Genomic DNA, 22,729 nt, shown 5'->3' with positions numbered 1-22,729 from the left:
ACACCATGTCACTGGCAACGCTTGCCCACCGCCATCCACGCATCGTGGATTGGGGCATCCGCATCGACCGATTCCCGGCCGCCGGCTGGCTGGCCCTGCAGTTCGCCGCGCTGGTGCCGACCTGGGGCTGGATGCTGCGGCGCATGGTCGACGGATCGGACGATCCGCTCGGGCTGCTGGCGCTGGTCGCGCTCGCGGCATTGGCCTGGCAGTGCCGCGGTGAACTGCGCGCCGCGCCACGGCTGGGCTGGCTCACGCTCGCGGGTGCCGGCACGCTCGCGGCGACCGTGCTGCGCACCGGCCTCGGCGGCCTGCCCGCGCTGCCGCCGCTCGCGGCCGGCCTGCTGGCGGTGCTGTCATTGGCAGCGGGCCTCATGGCCTTCCTGCCGCGCCGCGTGGCGGCCGTGCCGGTCGCGGGCCTCGCGGTGCTGGCGTTGCCGCTGCTCTCGTCGTTGCAGTTCTATGCCGGCTATCCGTTGCGCGTGGTGACGGCCGAGGCCAGCCGCTGGTTGTTGGCACCGGGCTTCGAGGTGGCGCGCGAAGGCAGCACCTTGCTGATCGATGGCCGGATGGTGATCGTCGATGCGCCGTGTTCGGGCGTGCAGATGGTCTGGCTCGGCTATTTCACGGCCTGCGCCGTCGCGCTGTGGGCGCGGCGCGCCGACCGTGGCTTCCTGGCCCGGCTGCCGCTGGTCGGCCTTGCGGTGCTGGCCGGCAACATCGTGCGCAACAGCGTGCTGATCGCCTGCGAGGGCGCCGGCCATCCGTTGGCGCCGTGGGCGCACAACGCGCTGGGCCTGGTCGTGCTGGCGCTGGTGTGCGGTGCCATCGCGCGGCTGATGGCGCGCGAGCGCAGCGATGCGGGCCTCGATTTCGTCATGCGGCCCGTTCCGGGCCTGATCACCACCCAGGGAGGCCGCCGTGTCGACACTGCTCATTGAACGGCTGTTCGCGAACCACTTCATCAACCGCATGGGCCACAAGACGCTGTTCGCCGTCGCGATGCTGCTGTGCATCCTGTGGTCGGGCGCCGCCGCGCTGCGCGCGCCGGCCGTGGCCGCGCCGGTGGCGAGCACGACCGAGTGGCCGCGCGAATGGGACGGCGCCGCGCTGCGGCCGCTCGCGCTCAGCGAGGTGGAGCAGCGCTTCGCCGACCGTTTCCCGGGCGCCATCGGCCGCATGACCGACGGCCGCCAGACCCTGGTGATGCGCGAGGTGCGCGAGCCCACGCGCATGCTGCATCCGGCCGCCGACTGCTATCGGGCGCTCGGCTACCGCATCGCGCAGGAGCGGCTGGAGCAGCAGGTGCAGGCCGGCGAATCGCATTTGTGGCGCTGTTTTGTTGCGCAACGGCACGGCGGGCAAAAGTTACGCGTCTGCGAGCGCATCGTCGACGCCGACGGCGCCGCTTTCACCGACACTTCAGCCTGGTACTGGGCGGCAGCCAGCGGCCGGTCGAACGGACCGTGGCAAGCCGTCACCGTGGCGAGACCGATGTGAACCCGTTGCTGAAAAAAACTCTCAGATTCTTCCTCTTCGGCCTGCTGGCCCTGGTGATCACGGCCGGCGTGGCCATCTTCCTGATCGTCAAGCTCGCGCTGGCGCCCGCGCCCGGCGAATGGCGCACCACGGTGAAGGCCGGTCCGCTCGCCTTCGAGACCGGCGTGCCGACCGCGGTGCGCATCGCCACCTCGCCCTGGTTCGCGCCATGGCTCGACGGTCGTTCGCTCGATACCGGCCATGGCACCGTGCGCTTCGCCTGGAAGGCGGCCGACGGCCTGCTCGAGCTGCACTGCGCGCCATGCAGCGTGGAGCTGCCGGCACTCGGCGCGCAGCCGATCCGCGTGCAGCAGCTGGTGGCCACGGTGCGCCGCGACGGCAACACGCTCAACGGCACGCTCGGCGCCACGCCGCAGGGATCGCCCGCGGGCGATCCAGCCGCCACGCTGCAGGGCAAATGGGAAGGCCGCCTCGCGCCGAAGAACCTGCAGCTCAGCATCGATATCCAGGACGCGCCGATCGCGCGCTGGTACGCGGTACTCGTGCCCGGTCTGCCCGAGCTGCAGCGCGCGCGCATCGGCGGCACGCTGGCATTGCGCGGCCACGTCGTGCTGCCCGAAGCCACCTTCTCGGTGCTGCCCACCATCAGCCAGTTCACGGTCGAGGGCCTGGGCACCGAGGCCATGCTGGGCGCACGCACCAGCTGCGGCCCCTCGGCCAAGCTGACCAACGACAGCTGGCTCGCGCGCGCGGTCATCGCCGCGGAGGACCAGCGCTTCTTCACCCACACCGGCTACGACCTGACCGAGATCCTGGCCTCGATCGACAACAACCAGAAGGAAGGCGCGCAGAAGCGCGGTGGCAGCACGCTCACGCAGCAGCTCGCGAAGCTGCTCGCGACCGGCAGCGAACGCACGGCCGAGCGCAAGCTGCGCGAGCTGCTCTACGCGGTCGAGATGGAACAGACGCTGGGCAAGGCGCGCATCCTGCAGCTCTATCTCGACAACGCGCCCTGGGGCGGCAACCTGTGCGGCGCGGAAGCCGCGGCCAAGCGCTACTTCAAGCGCAGCGCGCGCAGTCTCGAACCCGCGCAGGCGGTCTGGCTCGCGGCCATGCTGCACAAGCCGCAGGCGGTGCTCGAGCAGTGGCGGCGCGACGGCGCCATCGATCCCGACCGCGTGAAGTGGGTGGCCGAGGGCGTGCGCGGCATCAGCCGCAACCAGCGCGAGGCGCTGCTCAAGAGCGTGGCCAGCGCGAAGTTCGCGCCGCCGGAGCCGAACCCATGAGCGCCGAGGTCGAAGCGATCGAGCGCGCCACGGTCGCGGCCGTGTCGCCCGATGTCGTCGGCGACATCGAGGGCTGGCTGCTGCCCTTCGATCACGGCACGGTCTCGCGTGCCCGCTCCGCGGTGCCGCTGCGCCATGCGCCGGCGGCCGAGGGCACGCTCGAGCGGATCGAGCAGCGCTACGCCGCGCAGGGGCTCCCGCCGATGCTGCGGCTGGCCGACCTGGAATGCTTCGACGGCCTGCGTGCCGAACTCGAAGCCCGGCGCTATCGCGGCGCCAAGCCCACGCTGGTGCAGACCGCAACCTTGCGACAGATGCAGGCCGTGGCACCGGCCGGCGCGTTGCCGGCCGAGGTCGACACCGCGCCCGACGAGGCCTGGGCGGCGCTGTTCCTCGGCGAGGGTTTCGATCCCGTCGATGGCGCCCACCGCGTGCGCGTGCTGGCGCGCGCCCAGGGTTCGCTCTATGCGAGCGTGCGCGAAGGCGGCCGCACCGTGGCCGCGGGCGCGATGGCCTTCGGCCATGGCTGGGCCAGCGTGCACGGCATGCGCACCGACGCCGCGCAGCGCGGGCGTGGCCTGGCCGGGCGCGTGCTCGCGGGGCTGGCGCGGGTGGCGCTCGAGCGCGGGTTCGAAAAGGTGTTCCTGCAGGTCGAGGCGCAGAACGATCCCGCGCTGGCGCTGTACCGGCGCGCGGGTTTCGAGACGCGCTGGCAGTACCGGTACTGGCAGCCTTCGAGCTGAAGCGGCAGGCTCAGTCGCGCGGCTCGAGCTCCAGCCCGAAGCGCACCTCGTCCAGTGCCGCGTCGACCAGCGCCAGCGGATCGTCGAAGCCCGGCGCGAGCTTGAGGATGCCGCGCAGCCGGTGATCGATCAGCAGCACCGCGAGCCCGTGCACATAGCCCCAGGCCGAGGTCATCTGCATGGCTTCGGCATTGCTCAGCGAGGTGGGCGGGCTGTCGGGCAGCCGCGGCGCGCCGCCGATGATCGAGGCCATCACGCGCATCGCCTCGGCGGCCGCGGCGCCCAGCACGGGATGCAGCATGTCGATCTTCTCGGTGCGGAACATCAGTCCGAACAGCGCCGGGTTCCCGTGCGCGAAATGCACGTAGGCGCGGCCGATCGCATTGCGCCGCGCGCTGGCGTCGGCACCCTCGGGCGCCGAGGTGCGCATCGCGTCGGCCAGGCGATGGAACCCCACGGCGGCGAGCGAACTCAACAGGCCGGTGGTGTCGCCGAAATGGTGCTTGGGCGCGGTGTGCGACACACCCGCTTCGCGCGCGATCGCGCGCAGGCCGAGCCCGGCGATGCCGTCGCGCCGCAGCACGGTCTCGGCCGCGGCCAGCAAGGCATCGGGCAAGGCGCCGTGGTGGTAGCGGCGGGCCGGCGCGGCGGACTCGGCCGGTGTGGCCGGCGAAGATTCGGCGGTGGCCGGTTCCGTGGAACGGGAACGGCGCGGACGGGAAGCAGCAGGCATCCAAAAATCTTACCACTGGAAAAATCTCTTGACTTCATCGGATGGCTCGACGATATTTCCACTGGAAAGATAAGCCCTCCCCGCTTTTCCAACCCCCTACCGGCCCCGGCCGACGATCCGAAGGAACCCCGATGAACGATGCCGTCACCCGCAGCGCCCCGCCTTCCAACATGGGCCCGATCGACTTCGAGACCGACGTCGGTCCGCTGCCGCTGAAGGGCGCGCTGCCCGCCGGCCTGCGCGGCACGTTGGTGCGCAACGGCCCGAACCCGGTGGCGCCCGATCCGCGCGCCCACTGGTTCGCCGGCGACGGCATGCTGCATGCCTTCCACATCGCCGACGGCGCGGTGCACTACCGCAACCGCTGGGTGCGCACCCAGCGCTGGCAGGCCACGGTCGAAGGGCAGGAGCGGCGCCGCGTCGGCTTCCAGAGCACCGAGGGCGAGGCGCCGAAGCGCGAGGACGACGGCACCGGCAACACCAACGTGATCGGCCATGCCGGCCGCATGCTCGCGCTGGAAGAAGCGCACCTGCCGATCGAGTTGACGCTGCCCGGGCTCGACACGCTCGGCGCCACCGACCTCGACGGCCGCCTGCACGGCAGCTTCACGGCCCATCCCAAGACCGATCCGCGCACCGGCGAACTGCTGTTCTTCGGCTACGGCACGCCCGCGCCGCTGTCGGCGGGCATGAGCTTCGGCGCCATCGCGGCCGACGGCCGCGTCACGCGCTTCGAGAGCTTCGAGGCGCCCTATGCCAGCATGGTCCACGACTTCATGGTGACCGAAGGCCACGTGATGTTCCCGATCATGCCGATCACCGCCAGCCTCGAGCGCGCGCAGCAGGGCCGCCCACCCTATGCCTGGGAGCCCGAGTTCGGCACGCGCGTCGGCCTGATGCCGCGCGGCGGCAGCAGCGCCGACATCGTCTGGTGGCGCGGCCCGGCCTGCTACGTGTTCCACGTGATGAATGCCTGGGAAGCCGACGGCAGCCTGTATGCCGACGTGATGCAGTTCGACACGCCGCCGCTGTTCCCGCGTCCCGACGGCTCGCCGATCGGCGCGGGCGATCCGCCCGCGCGCCTGGTGCGCTGGCGGTTCGAGCTCGCGAACCCGGCGCGCGAATTCACGCGCACCGTGCTCGATCCGCGCCCCGGCGAGTTCCCGCGCATCGACGACCGCTTCGCCGGCCTGCCCTACCGCCACGGCTGGTACGTGCTGCGCGACGACGAGGGGCCCACCGAGGCGCGGCGCAACTTCGCGGGCCTCGCGCACGTCGACCATGCCAACGGCGAGCGCGGCATCTACAGGCTGCCGGCGCCCGACACGATGTCCGAGGCCGTGTTCGTGCCGCGCTCGGCGCAGGCCGAAGAAGGCGACGGCTGGCTGCTCGCCACCATCTGGCGCGGCGCCACCCACACCAGCGAGCTCGCGGTCTTCGATGCGCGCGCCGTGGCCAACGGCCCGCTGTGCACCGCCGCGCTGCCGCACCGCGTGCCCGTGGGCTTCCATGGCAACTGGTTCGATGCCGAGGGCAGCGTGCCCGGCGCCGCCGTGCGGGCCGATGCGCAACCCACCGTTCGCTTCGGAGCGTCGTCATGAGCATGCTGCTGGCCTTCGCGCCCTTCATCGTCTTCGCGCTGTTCGACCGCCTGCTCGGCGTGGTGCCCGCGCTCTCGGCCGCGGCGGCGCTGTCGGCCGTGCTGCTGCTGCGCGACTGGCTCACGCCCAAGCGCACGGTCAAGGTGCTCGAGATCGGCACCGTGCTGCTGTTCGGCGGCCTCGCCGCGTACGCGCTCGCCACCCACACCGAGTGGTCGCTGCTCGGCGTGCGGCTGCGCGTCGACGCGGGCCTGCTGCTGGTGGTGCTGGCCTCGATGGCCATCGGCCAGCCCTTCACCCTGCAGTACGCGAAGGAGCAGACGCCGCCCGAGGTCTGGGTGCTGCCGGGCTTCAAGCTGGTCAACATGGTCATCACCGCCGCCTGGGCCGTGGCCTTCGCGCTGATGGTGCTGGCCGACGTGGCGATGGTCTATGTGCCCTCGCTGCCGCTGTGGGTGGGCATCGCGGTCACGGTCGTGGCCATCGTCGGCGCGATCCGCTTCACGCAGTGGTACCCCGAGCACATGCGCGCGCGCTTCGAGGCCGCGGCCGGGGGTTGAGCGCCCGCCCCCTCGGGTGGCGCGGTCGGGCCATTGGTGCCACCATGGCCGGATGACCCACACGAACCACCATCATCTCCACCATCCCACCGAGCCCGTGGCCGCGCCACGCGGCATCGACCACATCGTGGCCGGTGTGTCGGCCAGCGATGGCGACGGCGTGAAGCTCACGCGCGTGCTCGGCCAGCCGCTGCAGAAGCGGCTCGATCCCTATCTCATGCTCGATGCCTTCGGCAGCGACAACCCCGGCGACTACGTCGGCGGCTTTCCGAACCATCCGCACCGCGGCTTCGAGACGGTCACCTACATGATCGCCGGACGCATGCGGCACCGCGACAGCGCGGGCCACGAGGGCCTGCTCGAGAACGGTGGCGTGCAATGGATGACCGCGGGCCGCGGCCTGGTGCACAGCGAGCTGCCCGAGCAGCAGGAGGGCCTGATGGAAGGCTTCCAGCTCTGGCTCAACCTGCCGGCCGACGAGAAGCTGCGCGAGCCCTGGTACCGCGACATCCAGAGCGCGGAGATCCCCGAGTTCACCACCGCCGCGGGCGTGCACGTGCGCGTGATCGCCGGCGCGAGCCACGGCATCGAGGGCGCCGTGCGGCGCGAGCGCACCGAGCCGCTGTACCTCGACATCACGCTGCCGCCGGGCGCCGAGTTCGCGCAGCCGCTGCCACCGTCGCACAACGCGCTGGTCTACGTGTTCCGCGAATCGCTGTGGATCGCGGGCAGCGAGGTGCCGACGCGGCGCATGGCCATCCTCGCGAACGAGGCCGGCAGCGACGGCGTGCTGCTGCGCGCGGGCTCGACCAACCACAGCCCGGCGCGCGCGCTGCTGATCGCGGGCCACCCGTTGAACGAAGCCATCGTGCAGTACGGCCCGTTCGTGATGAACACGCCCGAGCAGATCAAGCAGGCGGTCGACGACTTCCGCCAGGGCCGCTTCGGCTGAGCCTGCGCCGACGCGGCGGTGCGGCCTGCGCCTACCGCGTGTCGGCATGCAAGGCGTCGCGCGAGACTCGGCGGGGCTTCTACGTTGCCCGCATGCCCCCCACGATCCGAAAAGGACAGGCGCCCGCCACGCTGCAGCGCGCCGAGTTCCATGAACGCTTCATGCAGGACTTCCAGGACCCGGCCTTCCAGGCCGAGTCCGAATCGCTGCGGCGCATCGAGCTGATTGCCTGGGAGGCCTACCACGAGGGCCGCAAGGCGCCGGTCACGCGCAAGGCCGGGCCCGGCTATGCCGATCCCGACTACGAGCTCTCGGTGGAATGGCTCGAGGCCAAGGCGCGCATCGACGCCGCGCATGCGAAGTGGGCCGATCCGCAGAGCCATTCGCGCGTGCTGCTGGTCAATGGCTCGCCGCGCAACGACGGCACCTGTCCCGGCGAGATCTCCAAGACCTGGCGGCTGACGCAGCTCGCGCGCGAGGTGCTCGAGGGCAGCGGCGTGAAGACCGACGTGCTCGACCTCAGCCTGCTGACCTCCGACTACGGCCGCGAGATCCACGCGTGCAAGGGCTGCGTCTCGACCGCGATGCCGCTGTGCCACTGGCCCTGCAGCTGCTATCCCAACCATTCGCTGCGCCAGACCGGCGACTGGATGAACGAGATCTACGAACGCTGGACCGCGGCGCATGGCGTGATCGTGCTCACGCCCGCTCACTGGTACCAGGCCACGAGCCCGCTCAAGCTGATGATCGACCGGCTGGTGTGCGCCGATGGCGGCAACCCCGATCCCACCAGCACGCACGGCAAGAAGGCCGAAGAGGCCAAGGCGCTCGAGCTCGAGGGCTGGGGCTATCCCAAGCACCTCGATGGCCGCGCCTACGGCGTGGTGGTGCATGGCGACGTGGCCGGCATCGAGAGCGTGCGGCGCAACCTCTGCGACTGGCTCGACTGGATGGGGCTGATCGATGCGGGCAATGCGGCGCAGCTCGACCGCTACATCGGCTACTACGAGCCCTATGCCACCAGCCACGACACGCTCGATGCCGATGCCGACCTGCAGGAGGAGGTGCGCAACGTCGCGCGCGCGGTGGCGCAGGCGGTGCGGCAACTGCGCACCGGCAAGCTCAAGTCGCCTGACCGGGGCCTGAAGAGGCCGCGTCCCAAGTAGCTCGCGCGCCGGAAATCCACGACGGCCCGCGTCGCCATTCACCATTCTTTACGCAGGCTCACGCAGGGCTCACCGACGGGTTACAGAAGGCTTCCACACTTCGTCTCACCAGCTGCCCATCGGCGGCGGTTCTTCGAAAGGAAGCACTCTCATGATCTCTCTCCGCCAACGCATCCTCTGGGCCGGCCTGCTGGGCTCGGCCGCCCTCGCATCGTCGGGCGCTTTCGCCCAGACGCCGGCGCCCACGACCGCGGCACCCGCCGCTGCCGTGGCGCAGGCCGACGGCGCGGCGCCGCAGCGCAAGGCCCACGCGGAGCACAAGCGCATGGATCCGGCCAAGCGTCTGGAACGCATGCAGGAACATCGCGCCAAGCGGCTCGCGGCCCTCAAGGACAAGCTGAAGCTCAATGCCTCGCAGGAAAGCGCATGGTCCAGCTACACCAGCGCGACGCAGCCGCCCGGCCCGCGTCCCGATGGCCAGCGCATGACCCGCGCCGACTTCGCCAAGCTGACCACGCCGCAGCGCATCGAACGCATGCAGGCCCGCCAGGCCGAACGCAGCGCGATGTTCGCCAAGCGCGCCGACGCCACGAAGTCCTTCTATGCCGCGCTCACGCCCGAGCAGCAGAAGACCTTCGACGCCGAGAGCATGCACTTCGGCGGCCATCGCTTCCATCGCGGCGGCCACCATGGCGGCCCCGACGCCCAACCGGCCAAGGGTTGAGCCGACGAAGCCCTCGACCCGAGCGTCGAGGGCGGCCCATGACAAAGGCCCGCAACGCTTCACGCGTTGCGGGCCTTTTTTCGGCTCGACCCGGTTACTTCGGCGTACCGGTCTTCTCGGTCGGGTTGGTCGGCACTTCCGGGCGCTCGCCCGGCTGGCCGAAGTGCGGCTTCACCTTGCGGCCCTGCTGGCTCACTTCCCAACGCGACTGGTCGCCGGTCGGTGCCATCACCATGTTCGGCTGGCCGTTCATCGTGGTGCTCGCCTCGCCCTTGGGCACCAGCGTGTTGGTGTTGTTGCGGTTGTGGGCGCGTGCCTCGGCCTTCACGGCCTCGCGCGACACCGGCTCGAAGCCGTCGGGACGCTGCGTGGGGTTGGCCACGCCCGTGGGCGACTGCGTGCTGGCCTGACCGCCCACCGCCGGATCGGGCGCCGCGGGCATCGAGGAGGTCTGCGCCATCGCGAAGCTGCCGGCACCCATCAGGCCGGCCAGCAGGGTAGCTCGAAGAAGTCGTTGCTGTGCGTGTTTCATGATCGGTTTCCTTTGCGTCTCGTGAATGTGGGTGAAGAAATCGCGGACGCCTTTCCCGACGTCCTGAATTCACCGTAGGAGTCGTGTCGTCGCGGCCTTGTGGGGGTGCGTCAGGGCTGCCTGTAGGAGCCGGCCGGCCACGCGCGAAGGCGCGGCGAGCCTCTCGCGTCGGAGGGCTGGAGGCGCCACAAGAAGGTGGCGCGTTCCTACAGGCGGGCCCGGATCGAGCACGTACAACCCGAAATCCGATGTCCTCCACACCGATCTTCACGAACGAATCCGCCGCGAACGCGGAAGCCGCCCACGCCGTGGGCGCCAACCCGCCCGGCCCCGCGACCGTGGCGGGACTTGCCGCCGCGCCCGTGTCGCTGAAGGTCATGACGGTGAACACCCACAAGGGCTTCACCGCACTCAACCGCAAGTTCATCCTGCCCGAGCTGCGCGACGCGGTGCGAACCGTGGGCGCCGACGTGGTGTTCCTGCAGGAGGTGCTGGGCACGCATTCGCGCCATTCGCGGCGCGTGAGCAACTGGCCCGAGGCGCCACACTACGAATTCCTGGCCGACACGATGTGGCCGCAGTTCGCCTACGGGCGCAACGCGGTCTATCCCAAGGGCCACCACGGCAATGCGCTGCTGTCGAAGTTTCCGATCGTGCACCACCGCAACCACGACGTGTCGGTGGCCGGTCCCGAGAAACGCGGGCTGCTGCACTGCGTGCTGCGCCTGCCGGGCCGCACGGTCGACGTGCATGCGATCTGCGCCCACCTCGGCCTGGCCGAGGCGCATCGGCAGCAGCAGCTCGAGCTCCTGTGCCACATCGTGCGCGACGAGGTGCCGGCCGATGCGCCGCTGATCGTGGCGGGCGACTTCAACGACTGGCGCGGCCGCGCGCATGCGACCCTGGCCGAGGGCGCGTCGCTGCGCGAGGTGTTCGTGCACGCGCACGGCCGTGCGGCCAAGACCTTCCCCTCGCGCTTCCCCGTGCTGCCGCTGGACCGCATCTACGTGCGCAATGCCGGCGTGCACGCACCGGTGGTGCTGCCGCGCCGGCCCTGGTCGCACCTGTCCGACCATGCGCCGCTGGTGGCCGAGATCGATCTCTGAAGGCGCATCCATCCATGAGCAACGGCAACCCCTGGGTCGCGGGCAACCGCATCGAGCTGCTGGAGAACGGCGAGCAGTTCTTCCCGCGCGTGTTCGAGGCGATCCGCGCGGCGCAACGCGAAGTGGTCATCGAGACCTTCATCCTGTTTGAGGACAAGGTGGGTCTCGACCTGCATGCCGCCATGTGCGAAGCGGCGCGGCGCGGCGTGAAGGTCGACCTGATGATCGACGGCTTCGGCTCGCCCGATCTCTCGCGCGAGTTCCTCGAGGAGCTGAGCCAGGCCGGCGTGAAGGTGCGCGTGTTCGATCCGGGCCATCGCTTCCTGGGCCAGCGGCTCAACGTGTTCCGCCGCATGCACCGCAAGATCGTGGTGATCGATGGCGAGCGCGCCTTCGTCGGCGGCATCAACTATTCGGCCGACCACTTGATGGACTTCGGCCCCAAGGCCAAGCAGGACTACGCGGTCGAACTCACCGGGCCGATCGTGGCGCAGATCCACCATTTCGCGCTGCGTGCGATCGCGCTCGGCGGCAAGGGGCCGGGCTGGTTCCGGCGCCGTCTCAGGCAGGCGCCACCCGTGGGCGACACGGTGGTCGGCGATGTGGAAGCGATGTTCGTCACGCGCGACAACCGCCACCACACCAACGACATCGAGCGCCACTACCGCGCCGCGATCCGCAGCGCGCGCGAGCGCATCGTGATCGCCAACGCCTATTTCTTTCCGGGCTACCGGCTCATCAAGGAGCTGCGGCGCGCGGCGCGGCGCGGCGTCGACGTGCGGCTGATTTTGCAGGGCGAGCCCGACATGCCGATCGTGAAGACGGCCGCGAGCATGCTCTACCACCACCTGCTGCATGCGGGCGTGCGCATCTACGAATACTGCGAGCGGCCGCTGCACGGCAAGGTCGCGCTGATGGACGACCGCTGGAGCACCGTGGGCTCGAGCAACCTCGATCCGCTGAGCCTGTCGCTCAACCTCGAGGCCAACGTGGTGGTGCGCGACGCGGCCTTCAACACGCTGCTGTACGAGCGCCTCGACCACCTGATGCAACACAGCTGCAAGCAGATCGACACGGCCGACCTCGCCAGCGAATGGAGCGGCTGGCGGCTGGTGCGCAGCTTCTTCATCTTCCACTTGATGCGCTGGTATCCCTCGCTGCTCGGCTGGCTGCCGCGCCATGTGCCGCGGCTCAAGCCGGTGGAGGTCACCGACCTCGGCGACCGGCGGCGCCGGGACCACGGCGACGGCGTCGAGGGCGCGCCCGCGTCGACGGAGGCCGCATGACGACGGCGGCTGGCGGCCGCCTGCATGCGTTGCCCGCCAGCGGCTGGCGCCGCGCCTGGCCCTGGGCCAAGCGAACGCTGGTGTGGGGCTTCTTCGGGCTCGTGGCTTGGCTGCTCGTGAGCCAGGCGCGTTCCATCGACTGGCACGAGGTCGGCGACGCGATCACGGCGCTGCCGCTTCTCACGCTGCTCGGCGCCGGCCTGCTCGCGGCCTGCAGCTTCGCGCTCTACAGCACCTACGACCTGCTGGGGCGCCATCTCACCGGCCACCCGCTGCGCGCCGGCACGGTGATGGGCGTGACCTTCATCAGCTACGCCTTCAACCTCAACCTCGGTTCGCTGGTGGGCGGCGTGGCCTTCCGCTATCGGCTCTATTCGCGGCTGGGCTTGCGCAACGACACCATCACGCGCGTGCTGGGCTTCAGCATGCTCACCAACTGGATCGGCTACCTGGTGGTGGCCGGTGCCGCCTTCTTCTTCTGGCCGCTGGGCCTGCCGCCGGCGTGGAAGGTGGATGGCGAGGAGTTGCGGCTGCTGGGCGCGGCGCTGCTGGTGCTGGCCGCGGTCTATCTGCTGGTGTGCGCCTTCGCGCACGAGAAGCGCTGGCATGTGCGCGGGCACGAGCTGCGCACGCCGACCCTGCGCATGGCGCTGCTGCAGTTCCTGCTGTCGTGCACCAACTGGTCGCTGATCGGTGGCGTGATCTGGCTGCTGCTGCAGGGCCAGGTCGCCTATCCGCAGGTGCTGGCCGTGCTGCTGGTCGCCGCGGTGGCCGGCGTGATCACGCACGTGCCGGCGGGGCTCGGCGTGCTGGAAGCGGTGTTCGTCGCGCTGCTCGCGCACCAGGTGGCCGAGGCGCAGCTGCTGGCTGCCCTGCTCGCCTACCGCGGCCTCTACTACCTGCTGCCGCTGGTGGTCGCCACGCTGGCCTACTTCGCGACCGAGCTGCGCGCGCGGCGCGTGCGCCGGGCCCGCGTCGCGCATCAGAAGTGATAGGTGTAGCGCACCCGCACGAAGTTCTCGCCGGGGTTGGGCTTCTTGATGCCGCCGTTGGAGAAGTGCTGCACGCGCAGCGACAGGTCGTGTTCCCCGTGCTCGCCGAAGCTGCGGCCCACGCCGAGCACCTCGGTGAACTGGAAGGCGGTGCTGAAGCTGCGGTCCGGCGTCCGGTAGACGTGGTCCATCACGCTGCCGCCCACGCCGCCTTCGACGTACCAGGGCGAAGTGCCGTGCGCGAAGCGCCAGCGCCAGGTGTAGATGGCGCCGATCTGCACGTAGTCGCGCCGGCCGTCGTCGAGCGCGGGCGCGTGCCAATCGCTGAGGAAGACGTCCCAGTAGGAGGTGAGCGCGCCTTCCTGCACCGGCTGTCGCGGTGACCAGGGCAGCGTCATCCCGACGGTGAAGGCATTGGTGCTGCCCATCTGGCCGTGGGGGGCGCGCCCGCCTTCCACGTAGAAGCCGCGCTGGCCGTCCTCGAAGGCGTGGGCGCTGGCGCCCAGCAAGCCCAGCAGTCCGGCCAGCGCGGCGGCACGGAGCGGGGCGGGTGTTTTGAATCTCATGATCCGGAGCGCCAAAGCGAATGATGAAAACCGAGAGGTCATATTCACTTTGCGTTCAGTTTTGTGTCGTGCCGATGCGCGATTTCCACGTCGAGGGGTAGGACTTCGCCAACAACATGCGCGAGACGCCACGAATTGCGCTCGGCTTCTTGTTGCACTGCAGCATTCGCAGCGCGACAGGCCTATAGTGGGCCGATCTCCCTCGCAGGCATTACGCCGCTCCCACGATGTCATCCACCTCTTCCCTTCCCTCCTTCAGCGTTTCGTCGTGGCCGCTGTGGCCGCTGCGCGAATGGACCGAGCTCGCGCTCAAGACGCAGGAGATGCTGCTGTCATCGGGCACCGTGATTCGCCTGCGCACCGAGCGCATCGCGCAGGCGGGGCTCGCGCCAAGTGCCGACGACCTGGTCGAATTCCGGCGCATGGGCGACGAGAAGCTCGAGGCCGCGCATGCCTCGGGGTTCGCGATGGCGCGGCAATGGCACAGCAGCCAGATCGGCCTCGCGAGCCGCATCTGCCAGCAATGCCTGCATGGCGCCGCGGCCTTCCTCTCGCTGGCCGGCAGCGTCACGCCGGCGCAGGCCGCCGAGCATGGCGATGCGCTGATCCGCGCGGCCTCGCGCGCCGCGAACGCGGCCCAGCGCTGGCCGAACAGCACGGCGCGCATCGCGAGCGAGGGATTGAAGCCGATCCACGCGGTGGCCACCGCCAACGCGCGGCGGCTCGGCGCGCAGCAGGCCGCAAGCTGAGCCTCGCTCAGCCGCGTGCCGGCATCAGCGTCAGCAGCGTGATCTCGGACGGCGCGCCGAAGCGCTTGGGCGGGCCCCAGTAGCCGGTGCCGCGGCTCACGTAGATCCACATGTCCTGCAGCCGGTGCAGGCCCGCCGTGAAGGGCTGCTGCATCGGCACGAACAGGTTCCACGGGAAGAACTGGCCGCCATGCGTGTGGCCCGAGAGCTGCAGCTGGAAGCCGGCCGCGGCCGCCTTCGGCGCGCTGCGCGGCTGGTGCGCGAGCAGCACGCGCGTGTGCACCAGCGGCGGCGCGTCGTCGAGCGCGCGCTGCGGATCGCTCTCGTGCGAGGCGTCGAAATGGCCGGCCGTGTAGTCGGTCACGCCGGCCAGCACCAATTGGCTCTCGAAGGTTTCCTCGTCGTTCTGCGCGCCGCGCACGTTGCGCGTCTGCAGCACCACGTGCTCGTTGAGCAGCACCTGAAGCCCGAGGCGGCGCAGTTCGTCGATCCAGGCATGGGCGCCCGCGTAGTACTCGTGGTTGCCGGTCACCACGAAGGTGCCGTGGCGCGCGCGCAGCCCGGCCAGCGGCGCGATGTGCTCGCGCAGTTCGGGCACGCTCCCGTCGACCAGGTCGCCGGTGATCGCGATCGCGTCGGCGCCGAGCCGGTTCACCGCGTCGACGATGCGCTGGATGTAGCTGTTGCGGATGGTCGGGCCGACGTGGATGTCGCTGAGCTGCACGATCGTGAAGCCCTTGAGCGCGGCCGGCAGCCCACGGATCGGCACGTCGACGTGCTTCACGTCGGCGGTGCGGCGCGCATTGACGAAGCCGATCAGCGAGACGAGCGTGGCCAGCGCGAACACCGCCAGCGCGCTCCAGGGCCGCAGCGTGTCCCACGGCACCGCGAGGCCGGCCACGCGCTGCGCGATCCAGGTCAGCAGCAGGCCGGCGTCGCGCACCAGCGTCAGCACGAACAGCGACGAGAACCAGCCCATGCTCAGCAGGCCGGTCCATTGCAGTGCGCCGTGCAGCGGCTTCTTGCGCGGCGCGTGCCGCGACAGGAAGGGCAGCGGGATGGTGAGCGCCGACACCACCAGCGCCAGCAGACCGATCGGCCACGCCGGCGTGAGCACCGCGGCCGTGGGCAGCAGACGCAGGGCGATGTAGGCATGCAGGAGCGCGGTCAGCACGCTCAGGGGACGGATCGGCATCGGGGCAATGGGTTCGGGCACTGCCCGGGACACGTCATCTGCAAGGCGCATGCCGTGCATTCAAGTCGCCGCAACGCTATTTTTTCAGTAGCGCAGCATGCCGGGCCGGCCGGCACCGGGCCGCCGGTGGCGAGGTGAGCGCATGCACCCGGCGCCCGTGCCGCCGTACCTTCGCGTGCCTACTGCACCGCGCGCGTGCCGGCGGCGGCCATGTCGGTGCCCGCCGGCCAGAGGAAGGTGGCCTTGGTGGGCGTGCCGAACACCACCTGCAGCGGCTGCTTGAGCGTCTGGCCGCGCAGCGTGGCCTCGACCTGGTAGCTGCCGGGCTCGAGCCGCGCCACCATGAACGGCCCGCCCGCCACCACGTTGTCGAGCAGCGCCACGCCCCGGCCATCGCGCACCGTCACGTGCACGTCGGCCGCGAAGTCCGCGCCCTGGTGGTCCTTGATCGCGAATTCGAAGCTCGCCGGCCAGCGCGGCAGGACCGTTTCCATCAGCTTCGCCTCGTCGCTGCCGATGCCGCCGCTCATGTATTCGATGCCGTGCGACATGCGGATCGGCGGGTTGAACGCGGCTTGCGCGGAGGTGGCGAGCGCGCCGAACGCGAGGGCGCCGCACAGCAGGGCGGCGGCCAGCGGCCGCGCGCGCGGTGAAATCAGGGGGGTCATGGTCAGTCCTTTCTTTCCTTGCTCTCGTGGCGGAAAACCACGGCGCCACTGTGCGGCGCACGGCTTAGACAGGACTTAACGAGACGGCGCGGCGGGTGGCCGCCGGCCGTGGAAGCGCGCGGGCGGCGCCTCAGCGCGCGGCGCTGGTCTGCGCCATCGCCTGGGTTTCGGGCTGCGGCGGCAGCACCGAGGCCATGTCGAAGTTCGACGGCCACATGAAGGTCGCCTTCGCGGGCACGCCCGCGAACACCACCAGCGGCTGCGTCAGCGTGAGGCCGCCGAGCGTGACGTTGACGTCGTAGGCGCCCGGGTCGAGCCGCGCGAGCATGTACGGGCCCTGCGACTGCGCTTCCATGATCGCGCGGCCGGTGTAGCGCTCGCGCACCTCGACCTTGGCGCGGGCCGGGAAGCTCGCGCGCTGCGCGGGGCTGCCGTTGATGCCGAGCTCGATCGTGGCGGCCCAGCGCGGCGACACCATCTGCATGAACGCGGCTTCGTCCTTGCTGTTGCCGCCGCACATGTATTCGACGCCCTGGGCGGTCTGGATGGGCGGATTCGGGGCCGCGTGGGCCGGAAGGGTCGCGCCGAGGAAGGCGGCCGCACCGCACGTTGCAAGGGCGGCCAGGGACCGGCTGAGACGCATGGATTTCATTGCTTCGGTGTCCTCGATCAGGGGTGACGCGGAATTCGTCGAGGATTTTGCTTAGCAAGACTCGGGCTAGATATAGCGTTTACGAGGAACGATCCTCGCCGAGGCTTTGAACGCTATTGTTTTAATAGCTGGTGACGGGCTTGTGACAAGCGTTTACAGACTGTGTGGTCGCCCACCCTCAGACAAACCCTTGGTCGCCCGCGCGAGCCGCCCGCGTTGCGTGCGCGCACTCCGCCGCGAAGCGGCATGCGAATGGTGCGAAAGCGCCGGGCGCGGCGATCGGGCGCCCCATGAAAAACGCCGCCGGGTACGAACCACGGCGGCGTGAGGGTGAGGGCGGAAATCGACTCAGACGTCGATGTTCGCCGCCCGCAGCGCGTTCTGCTCGATGAACTCGCGGCGTGGCTCCACCTCGTCGCCCATCAGCATCGTGAACACGCGGTCGGCCTCGATCGCGTCGTCGATCTGCACGCGCAGCAGGCGCCGAACGGTCGGGTCCATGGTGGTCTCCCACAGCTGCTCGGGGTTCATCTCGCCCAGGCCCTTGTAGCGCTGGCGCGCGGTGGCGCGCTCGGCCTCGCCGATCAGCCACAGCATGGCCTGGCGGAAATCGAGCACCTTCTCTTCCTTGGCGCGCTCGCCCTCGCCGCGGCGCACCACGGCGCCCTCGGGGCTCAGCAGGTTGCGGAAGGTGTCGGCGGCGCCGGACAGCGCGGCGTAGTCGGCGCCGTGCACGAAGTCCTGCGTGATCACGCTGCTCTTGATGTTGCCGTGGTGGCGGCGGCTGATGCGCAAGAGCGGCTTATCGGTGCGCGCGTCGAACTCGTTGCTGACCTCGGCTGGCACGCCGGTGGTGTTGAGCTCGCGCAGCTTGGCCTGCAGCGCCACGGCCGAGGCCTCGGCCGCGGGCGTGGTGTCGAGGTCGAGCGCCACGCCGTCGGCGATGGCGCGCAGGGCCTCGGCGTCCATGAAGTTGCGCAGCCGGTGGATCACGGCCTCGGCCACCTGGTGCTTGCGCGCCAGCTCGGCCAGCGTGTCGCCGCTGAGCGTGGTGGAGGTGGCGCCGCCGGTCTCGATGCTGGCGTCCTTCAGCGCGACCTTGAGCAGGAAGGCGTCGAGCGCATTGCCGTCCTTCAGGTACTGCTCTTCCTTGCCGACCTTGACCTTGTACAGCGGCGGCTGCGCGATGTAGATGTGGCCGCGCTCGACCAGCTCGGGCATCTGGCGGTAGAAGAAGGTCAGCAGCAGCGTGCGGATGTGCGCGCCGTCCACGTCGGCGTCGGTCATGATGATGATGCGGTGGTAGCGCAGCTTGGCGACGTTGAAGTCGTCGGCGCCGCCGCCCGCGGTGGTCGCGCCGGCACGGCCGATGCCGGTGCCCAGGGCGGTGATCATCGTGAGGATTTCGTTGCTGGTCAGCAGCTTCTCGTAGCGCGCCTTCTCGACGTTCAGGATCTTGCCGCGCAGCGGCAGGATGGCCTGGAACTTCCGGTCGCGGCCCTGCTTGGCGGAACCGCCGGCGGAGTCGCCCTCCACCAGGTAGACCTCGCACAGCGCCGGGTCCTTCTCCTGGCAGTCGGCCAGCTTGCCCGGCAGGCCCATGCCGTCGAGCACGCCCTTGCGGCGCGTCATTTCGCGGGCCTTGCGCGCGGCTTCACGGGCGCGCGCGGCCTCGATGATCTTGCCGCAGATGATCTTGGCGTCGTTCGGGCGCTCCTGCAGGTAGTCGGTCAGCAGGCGGCCGACGATGTCCTCCACCGGCGCGCGCACTTCGCTCGACACCAGCTTGTCCTTGGTCTGGCTCGAGAACTTGGGCTCGGGCACCTTCACGCTGAGCACGCAGCACAGGCCTTCGCGCATGTCGTCGCCGGTGACCTCGACCTTGGCCTTCTTGGCCAGCTCGTTCTCTTCGATGTACTTGTTGATGACCCGCGTCATCGCCGCGCGCAGGCCCGTGAGGTGGGTGCCGCCGTCGCGCTGCGGGATGTTGTTGGTGAAGCACAGCACCTGCTCGTTGTAGCCGCTGTTCCACTGCATCGCGACCTCGACGCCGATGTGCGTGCCGGGGATGCCGCCGTAGGTGTCGGCCGGCTTCTCGCCCGCCGCGTAGAACGAGTTCGGGTGCAGGACGGTCTTGCCCTTGTTGATGAACTCCACGAAGCCGCGCACGCCGCCGGCGCCCGAGAAGTCGTCTTCCTTGCCGGTGCGCTCGTCCTTCAGGCGGATGCGCACGCCGTTGTTCAGGAAGCTCAGCTCGCGCAGGCGCTTGGAGAGGATCTCGTAGTGGAAATCGTTGTTCTCCTTGAAGATTTCCGTGTCGGGCAGGAAGTGCACCTCGGTGCCGCGCTTGTCGGTGTCGCCGATGATCTTCATCGGCGAGACCTCGAAGCCGTTCACGGTTTCGAGCAGGCGGTCCTGCACGAAGCCGCGGCTGAACTCGAGCTCGTGGATCTTGCCTTCGCGCCGCACCACCAGGCGCAGCATCACGCTCAGCGCGTTCACGCAGCTCACGCCCACGCCGTGCAGGCCGCCCGAGACCTTGTAGCTGTTCTGGTTGAACTTGCCGCCCGCGTGCAGCTCGGTGAGGGCGATTTCGGCGGCCGAGCGCTTGGGCTCGTGCTTGTCGTCCATCTTCACGCCGGTCGGGATGCCGCGGCCGTTGTCGGTCACCGAGATCGAGTTGTCGGAATGGATGGTGACGACGATGTCGTCGCAGTGGCCGGCGAGCGCTTCGTCGATGGAGTTGTCGACGACCTCGAACACCAGGTGGTGCAGGCCGGTGCCGTCGGAGGTGTCGCCGATGTACATGCCGGGGCGCTTGCGAACGGCCTCGAGGCCTTCGAGGATCGTGATCGAGCCTTCGCCATAGGAGGTGTCGGGCTTGACCTCGATCGGCACCGCGTTGTCGATCTCGGGTGTGTAGACCGGTTCGGTGTGCGGCACTTCCGGTTTGTTCTCTTCTGCGCTCATTCGGATATTCCTCTATCTCTCACGGATTCACGGGGTCCACGGACTCGCGGGCACCCGGTTTTTCAGGCCTCTTGAAAGCGCAAACCCGCGGGGGCGAACCGCGGGCTGTGTGCGCAAGGCGCTGTGGCGACGCGGGGTGACTAGATCCGCATCGGCATCACGACGTACTTGAAGGACGCGTTGTCGGGAATGGTCAACAGCGCGGAGCTGTTGGAATCGGCCAGGTCCAGCTTCACCATGTCCTGGCCCATGTTGGCCAGCGCGTCGATCAGGTAGGTGACGTTGAAGCCGATCTCGATGGCGTCGCCGCCGTAGTCGATGTCGAGCTCGTCCTGCGCTTCTTCCTGCTCGGCATTGTTCGAGGCGATGCGCAAGGTGCCCGGCTCGATGTTCAGGCGCACGCCCTTGAACTTCTCGCTGGTCAGGATCGCGGTGCGCTGCAGGCTGGCCAGCAGTGGCGCGCGGCCCAGCGTGACCGAGTTCTTGTGGTTCTTCGGGATCACGCGGTTGTAGTCGGGGAACTTGCCCTCGACCAGCTTGGTGACGAACTCCATGCCGCCGAAGCTGAACTTGGCCTGGTTGTTGGCGAACTGCATCTCGATCGCGCCTTCGGCGTCGGACAGCAGGCGCTGCATCTCGAGCACGGTCTTGCGCGGCAGGATCACTTCCTGGCGCGGCACTTCCACGTCGAGCGTGGCCGAGGAGAAGGCCAGGCGGTGGCCGTCGGTGGCGACCAGGCTCAGCTGCTTGCCCTCGGCGACGAACAGGATGCCGTTGAGGTAGTAGCGGATGTCGTGCACGGCCATCGCGAACGAGACCTGCGAGAGCAGGTCCTTCAGCGTCTTCTGCGGCACGCTGAACACCGGGCCGAAGTTGGCGGCTTCCTGCACCAGCGGGAAGTCTTCGGCGGGCAGCGACTGCAGCGTGAAGCGGCTCTTGCCGCCCTTGAGCACCAGCTTGCTCGCGCTCGACTCGAGGCTCACGGTCTGGTCGGCCGGCATGGTGCGCAGGATGTCGATCAGCTTGCGCGCGCCGATGGTGGTGGTGAAGTTGCCTTCGTCGCCGCCGAGCTCGGCGGTGGTGCGGATCTGGATCTCGAGGTCGCTGGTGGTCAGCTGGATCTGGCCGCCGGTCTTGCGGATCAGCACGTTGGCGAGGATCGGCAGGGTATGTCGCCGTTCCACGATGCCCGCCACCGACTGCAGCGCGGCGAGGACTTTGTCTTGTGTTGCCTTCAGGACGATCATGTCTTCTACCTCTTCTCTTATCTCTTTGAATCAGCTTGGTCGGTCGGGGCCCCACCGCCCCGCACAGACCGCCATTCTCCGCTGTCGCGGCGTCCGGCCTGGTTGACTTCGGTTTTCAGTTTCAACCCTTGAGCGTCTGCTCGAGCACGTGAAGCTGCTGGTTGAGCTCGGTGAGCTGCTGGCGCTCGCCCGAAATCTTGCGCACCGCGTGCAGCACGGTCGTATGGTCGCGTCCGCCGAACAGCTCGCCGATCTCGGGCAGGCTCTTCTGCGTCAGCTCCTTGGCCAGGTACATCGCGATCTGCCGCGGCCGCGCGATCGAGGCCGGGCGCTTCTTGCTGTACATGTCGGCGACCTTGATCTTGTAGTAGTCGGCCACCGTCTTCTGGATGTTTTCCACCGAGATCTGCCGGTTCTGGATCGACAGCAGGTCGCGCAGCGCCTCGCGCGCCAGGGCGATCGAGATCTCCTTCTGGTTGAAGCGCGAATAGGCCAGGATCTTGCGCAGCGCACCCTCGAGCTCGCGCACGTTGGAGCGCACGTTCTTGGCCACGAAGAAGGCGACTTCCTCGGGCATCTCGGCGCCCTCGACGCGGGCCTTGTTGATCAGGATCGCCACGCGCATCTCGAGCTCGGGCGGCTCGATCGCCACCGTGAGGCCCGAGTCGAAGCGCGAGACCAGCCGCTCGTGGATGTCCGCGAGGCCCTTGGGATAGGTGTCGCTGGTCATCACGATGTGCGACTTCTTGGCCAGCAGGGCTTCGAAGGCGTTGAAGAATTCTTCCTGCGTGCGGTCCTTGTTGGCGAAGAACTGCACGTCGTCGATCAGCAGCAGATCGAGCGAGTGATAGCGCTCCTTGAACTCGTCGAAGGTCTTGCGCTGATAGGCCTTGACCACATCCGAGACGAACTGCTCGGCGTGGATGTAGAGAACTTTGGAATCGACCCGGTCGGCCAGCAGCCGGTTGCCCACCGCGTGCATGAGATGGGTCTTGCCCAGGCCCACGCCGCCGTAGATGAAAAGCGGGTTGTACAGATGCCCCGGCATGCCGGCCACGTGCATCGCCGCGGCGCGCGCCATGCGGTTGGCCGTGCCCTCGACCAGGGTGTCGAAGGTGAGGCCCGAATTGAGCCGGTTCTTGAAGCCGGCGGCCGGCGGTTCCTCGCCCGGGCCGGCCACGTCGCGCGGCACGTCGGTTTCGGTCATGACCGCCACCGGTGCAGCACGCACGGGGATTTCCCGAGGAGCAAGCGCTAACTCGATGGCGACAGGCTGGCCGTAGATCTTCTCGGCCATGCCGGCGATCTTGCCGGCGTACTGGGCCCGGATCCAGTCGAGCTTGAAGCGGTTGGCGACGAACACCGTCATGCGCGAGAGGTCGTCGGCGACCTCGGCGGTGAGGGGCTTGATCCAGGTGTTGAACTGTTGTTCGGACAGCTCCTGCGCGAGCTGGTCGACGCAGGCCTGCCAGAGGCTTTCGCCGATGCCGTCAGTAGACAT

The 22,729-nt window shown here is 69.3% G+C and carries 22 protein-coding genes; 13 read left to right on the top strand and 9 right to left on the bottom strand.

Annotated elements, in window-relative coordinates; all coding sequences use genetic code 11:
* The first annotated feature begins 5 nt into the window (after positions 1 to 5).
* Genes xrtQ through INQ48_00095 form a run of 4 tightly spaced genes read left to right on the top strand, consistent with a single transcriptional unit; the run spans position 6 to position 3,529 of the window.
* Positions 6 to 941 carry an exosortase Q gene (gene xrtQ, locus INQ48_00110; protein QRF57705.1) on the top strand — a complete coding sequence of 312 codons (936 nt, stop codon included), beginning with the start codon at positions 6 to 8 and terminating at the stop codon, positions 939 to 941.
* On the top strand, positions 922 to 1,500 hold the full coding sequence (locus INQ48_00105; protein QRF57704.1) for a hypothetical protein: 579 nt from the start codon (positions 922 to 924) through the stop codon (positions 1,498 to 1,500). Before xrtQ ends, INQ48_00105 begins: the two co-directional genes overlap by 20 nt.
* Positions 1,501 to 1,508: 8 nt before the next feature.
* A complete protein-coding gene (locus tag INQ48_00100; GenBank protein QRF60555.1) occupies positions 1,509 to 2,786 on the top strand; it encodes a transglycosylase domain-containing protein in 1,278 nt (425 codons plus the stop codon).
* The gene (locus tag INQ48_00095) at positions 2,783 to 3,529 is read left to right on the top strand and encodes a GNAT family N-acetyltransferase (GenBank protein ID QRF57703.1); all 747 of its coding nucleotides are present in this window, start codon (positions 2,783 to 2,785) and stop codon (positions 3,527 to 3,529) included. Before INQ48_00100 ends, INQ48_00095 begins: the two co-directional genes overlap by 4 nt.
* A 10-nt stretch (positions 3,530 to 3,539) precedes the next feature.
* Here the strand turns inward: INQ48_00095 and INQ48_00090 are convergent, their stop codons facing one another.
* Positions 3,540 to 4,262 carry a TetR/AcrR family transcriptional regulator gene (locus tag INQ48_00090; protein ID QRF57702.1) on the bottom strand — a complete coding sequence of 241 codons (723 nt, stop codon included), beginning with the start codon at positions 4,260 to 4,262 and terminating at the stop codon, positions 3,540 to 3,542.
* Between the two features lie 131 nt (positions 4,263 to 4,393).
* Between INQ48_00090 and INQ48_00085 the strand changes: the two genes are divergently transcribed.
* The 5 genes from INQ48_00085 (at position 4,394) to INQ48_00065 (ending at position 9,265) form a co-directional block, all read left to right on the top strand.
* A complete protein-coding gene (locus INQ48_00085) occupies positions 4,394 to 5,863 on the top strand; it encodes a carotenoid oxygenase family protein (GenBank protein QRF57701.1) in 1,470 nt (489 codons plus the stop codon).
* The gene (locus INQ48_00080; protein ID QRF57700.1) at positions 5,860 to 6,423 is read left to right on the top strand and encodes a hypothetical protein; all 564 of its coding nucleotides are present in this window, start codon (positions 5,860 to 5,862) and stop codon (positions 6,421 to 6,423) included. The genes INQ48_00085 and INQ48_00080 overlap by 4 nt, the downstream gene beginning before the upstream one ends.
* A gap of 52 nt (positions 6,424 to 6,475) precedes the next feature.
* Positions 6,476 to 7,375 carry a pirin family protein gene (locus tag INQ48_00075; GenBank protein ID QRF57699.1) on the top strand — a complete coding sequence of 300 codons (900 nt, stop codon included), beginning with the start codon at positions 6,476 to 6,478 and terminating at the stop codon, positions 7,373 to 7,375.
* A 92-nt stretch (positions 7,376 to 7,467) separates the two neighbouring features.
* Positions 7,468 to 8,541 (top strand): flavodoxin family protein, encoded by a 1,074-nt coding sequence (locus INQ48_00070; protein QRF57698.1) that lies wholly within the window; start codon positions 7,468 to 7,470, stop codon positions 8,539 to 8,541.
* 151 nt (positions 8,542 to 8,692) lie between these two features.
* Complete coding sequence (locus INQ48_00065; GenBank protein QRF57697.1) at positions 8,693 to 9,265, top strand: Spy/CpxP family protein refolding chaperone; 573 nt, start codon at positions 8,693 to 8,695, stop codon at positions 9,263 to 9,265.
* 94 nt (positions 9,266 to 9,359) lie between these two features.
* On the opposite strand, the gene INQ48_00060 is transcribed toward INQ48_00065, so the two are convergent.
* Positions 9,360 to 9,797, bottom strand: a complete 438-nt coding sequence (locus INQ48_00060) for a serine/threonine protein kinase (protein ID QRF57696.1) — start codon at positions 9,795 to 9,797, stop codon at positions 9,360 to 9,362.
* A gap of 377 nt (positions 9,798 to 10,174) precedes the next feature.
* Here INQ48_00060 and INQ48_00055 point away from each other — a divergent pair, with 377 nt between their 5' ends.
* Genes INQ48_00055 through INQ48_00045 form a run of 3 tightly spaced genes read left to right on the top strand, consistent with a single transcriptional unit; the run spans position 10,175 to position 13,181 of the window.
* Entirely contained in the window at positions 10,175 to 10,903 is a 729-nt protein-coding gene (locus tag INQ48_00055) for an endonuclease/exonuclease/phosphatase family protein (protein QRF60554.1), read from the top strand.
* Between the two features lie 14 nt (positions 10,904 to 10,917).
* Complete coding sequence (clsB, locus tag INQ48_00050) at positions 10,918 to 12,189, top strand: cardiolipin synthase ClsB (protein QRF57695.1); 1,272 nt, start codon at positions 10,918 to 10,920, stop codon at positions 12,187 to 12,189.
* On the top strand, positions 12,186 to 13,181 hold the full coding sequence (locus tag INQ48_00045) for a UPF0104 family protein (GenBank protein QRF57694.1): 996 nt from the start codon (positions 12,186 to 12,188) through the stop codon (positions 13,179 to 13,181). Before clsB ends, INQ48_00045 begins: the two co-directional genes overlap by 4 nt.
* On the opposite strand, the gene INQ48_00040 is transcribed toward INQ48_00045, so the two are convergent.
* Entirely contained in the window at positions 13,172 to 13,747 is a 576-nt protein-coding gene (locus INQ48_00040) for an acyloxyacyl hydrolase (protein ID QRF57693.1), read from the bottom strand. The genes INQ48_00045 and INQ48_00040 overlap by 10 nt on opposite strands.
* 227 nt (positions 13,748 to 13,974) lie before the next feature.
* Between INQ48_00040 and INQ48_00035 the strand changes: the two genes are divergently transcribed.
* Entirely contained in the window at positions 13,975 to 14,496 is a 522-nt protein-coding gene (locus tag INQ48_00035; protein QRF57692.1) for a hypothetical protein, read from the top strand.
* Between the two features lie 7 nt (positions 14,497 to 14,503).
* Here the strand turns inward: INQ48_00035 and INQ48_00030 are convergent, their stop codons facing one another.
* The 6 genes from INQ48_00030 to dnaA form a co-directional block, all read right to left on the bottom strand.
* A complete protein-coding gene (locus tag INQ48_00030; protein ID QRF57691.1) occupies positions 14,504 to 15,751 on the bottom strand; it encodes a metallophosphoesterase in 1,248 nt (415 codons plus the stop codon).
* Between the two features lie 119 nt (positions 15,752 to 15,870).
* Entirely contained in the window at positions 15,871 to 16,359 is a 489-nt protein-coding gene (locus INQ48_00025) for a hypothetical protein (GenBank protein ID QRF57690.1), read from the bottom strand.
* Positions 16,360 to 16,489: 130 nt separating this feature from the next.
* Entirely contained in the window at positions 16,490 to 17,011 is a 522-nt protein-coding gene (locus INQ48_00020; GenBank protein ID QRF57689.1) for a hypothetical protein, read from the bottom strand.
* Between the two features lie 348 nt (positions 17,012 to 17,359).
* On the bottom strand, positions 17,360 to 19,981 hold the full coding sequence (gyrB, locus tag INQ48_00015; protein QRF57688.1) for a DNA topoisomerase (ATP-hydrolyzing) subunit B: 2,622 nt from the start codon (positions 19,979 to 19,981) through the stop codon (positions 17,360 to 17,362).
* Between the two features lie 140 nt (positions 19,982 to 20,121).
* Positions 20,122 to 21,228, bottom strand: a complete 1,107-nt coding sequence (locus INQ48_00010; protein QRF57687.1) for a DNA polymerase III subunit beta — start codon at positions 21,226 to 21,228, stop codon at positions 20,122 to 20,124.
* 121 nt (positions 21,229 to 21,349) lie between these two features.
* Complete coding sequence (gene dnaA, locus INQ48_00005; protein QRF57686.1) at positions 21,350 to 22,729, bottom strand: chromosomal replication initiator protein DnaA; 1,380 nt, start codon at positions 22,727 to 22,729, stop codon at positions 21,350 to 21,352.

Source organism: Variovorax paradoxus (genome assembly GCA_016806145.1).
In the GTDB taxonomy this organism is placed as follows: domain Bacteria; phylum Pseudomonadota; class Gammaproteobacteria; order Burkholderiales; family Burkholderiaceae_C; genus Variovorax.
This window is presented reverse-complemented; position numbering and strand designations above follow the sequence as displayed.